The 2,065-nt window shown below is 38.1% G+C and carries 2 protein-coding genes; both read left to right on the top strand.

Translation table 11 applies throughout. From position 1 onward, the window contains the following. Nucleotides 1-364 precede the first annotated feature (364 nt). Nucleotides 365-1,456, top strand: a complete 1,092-nt coding sequence (locus IBX40_13070; protein ID MBE0525242.1) for a hypothetical protein — start codon at nt 365-367, stop codon at nt 1,454-1,456. Next, nucleotides 1,453-2,065 (top strand): hypothetical protein (locus IBX40_13065; protein ID MBE0525241.1); only part of this gene is annotated, 613 nt, incomplete at its 3' end. The genes IBX40_13070 and IBX40_13065, both read left to right, overlap by 4 nt.

Raw genomic sequence — 2,065 nt, 5'->3', positions numbered from 1 at the left:
AATTTTTTGTCATTATTAGGAGCAAAGGCGACGAAGCAATCTCAATGAGATTGCCTCGCTCCCTTCGGTCTCAATGGCGTTACAGACAGGCGAGACACCTGTCCTACGAAATTTATGATTACGTAAACTAATAGAAAAATGAAATATATATCATCATGTTTCCCCAAAAAATACTCTTCATTAAAGAAAGAATGAATAAAAAAAGAGGATTTTTAAGATTTTTGTAGAATATGAATATTAGATGTAATAAAAATCTAATCTCTGATCCCAATTTATTAAACATCAAGATAAACCAACCTTAAACAAGTTAATTAAAGACATTTCTAGGAAGGTATGAAATATAAAGTATCAGGGAGGGAATAAGATGAAAATAGGGATGATGTGCCTCTGGAATGCCGCTAATGGACCTTCCATCCATGCAGAATTGGTAGGTCGAGCCTGGGTGAAATTAGGTCATCAGCTTAAGGTCTTTTCTGCCCAGAAACACCCTGATGCCCGTCCTACTTTCCAACGGGATGAGGATTTTGTAATCAGACATTTTAGTGTTGATGAAGTCATACCATTTACTCGTGCTACTTCCTTTGATCCTTCTCCACTTTTAAATGAAGAATACGAAGTCTTTGTCACTCAAAATGTGGAGAGGTTACCCGCCAAAAAATTACTTGAGCTCTTTCCCCAGATCAAACAAAGAGCAATTACTGTTCAGGTCGTCCATGAAGGTAAAGCCCCCGAGGACCCCCTTTATTATAAATTCGACTGGGATGCTATTGTCTGTTTTGACCAGCGATATAAAGACTATCTGGTCAAATCTTTCCCTGCTGAAAGGATTCATATGATATCTTATCCTTATCATTCACTCAAGCTTGGTGATAAGAAAGTAGCAAGAAAAAAGCTGGGACTACCCCTGGAAGAAAAGATTATATTCTCCTTTGGCTTCAGGTCAAAGGATGTTATATCTGTTTTACCTACCCTATATGAAATGGCTAAAGAATATCCACAATATCCTCTTCGATATGTAGTTATTGCCAATCCCGAAAGTGAGCTGGATGAATTGCGCGAAGCGAAAAAGCAATACAATTTTATAGACCTTCAAGTAAGGGCACTTCCTTTAGATGAACTATATGATTATCTGCATGCTTCAGATGTATTACTCATCCATAGAGAATCCTCGCAAAAATACAAGGCAGTGGTGTCCAGTTCGGTCTGTCAACTTTTAGGTTCGGGTTGCCCCATCCTCTTTCACCAATCGAATTATATAGAACTACACGGAAATGAAATCATAAAATATCGCGATTTTGAGGATATGAAGATAAAACTTATTGAGCTATTTCAGGGTAAATTTGACCTTGCCATAGTAAAGGCTTTTTTAAAGAATTATGAAGCAGAAAGAATTGCCGAGAGATATATAAGATTATTTGAAAAGTTAATGGAAACTCGAGAAAGGAGGGGAAGATGATATCTGCACTTGATAAAAATATCCAAAAATTAGGCGATGGTAAAATCATCCTTCTGGATTCCGGAGATACTATCTTCAAGATGGATTCCTTTAGAGACAATCCGATTGTAAAACCTCAAGACCTGAGGCTGGTCTGGAAAGAAGATAATATCCCAAAAATTGGGGCTGTTTTTAACGCAGGAGCTGAAATCTTCCAGGATAAAGTCATCTTACTGCCGAGATGCCATCAAGGATATCGGAAGGGTACGTTTTTCGATGAAAGACTCAGAATTGAGCGTTCCTACCTGGAAAACTACATTTCTGAGGTCTGGCCTTTGGTTAGTGATGATGGAATTCATTTCACTCGATTTCGGGATGAGGTAATTCGAGGTGATGGTACTGATCACCAGGACTTTTCTTATGGTATAGAGGACCTTCGTGTTATTAAATATGGCCGTAAATATTTATTAGTCGGGTGTGGCAAAATTAAACCTCCCTTCAAAGGTAAGAATGCTGACAGAATTGCCATTTATTCCACCGAAAATTTTATTAACATTTCTTATCATGGCCTGGTAGAATCCTTTGATTCGCGTAATGCCATCCCTTTCTCTGAGCCGATAAATGGGCGAT

Source organism: Methanosarcinales archaeon, assembly GCA_014859725.1.
In the GTDB taxonomy this organism is placed as follows: Archaea; Halobacteriota; Methanosarcinia; order Methanosarcinales; family Methanocomedenaceae; genus Kmv04.
This window is presented reverse-complemented; position numbering and strand designations above follow the sequence as displayed.

Coding starts and splice junctions, on each gene's coding strand:
- IBX40_13070 (MBE0525242.1), top strand. CDS start 365: ATGAAAATAGGGATGATGTGCCTCTGGAATGCCGCTAATGGACCTTCC.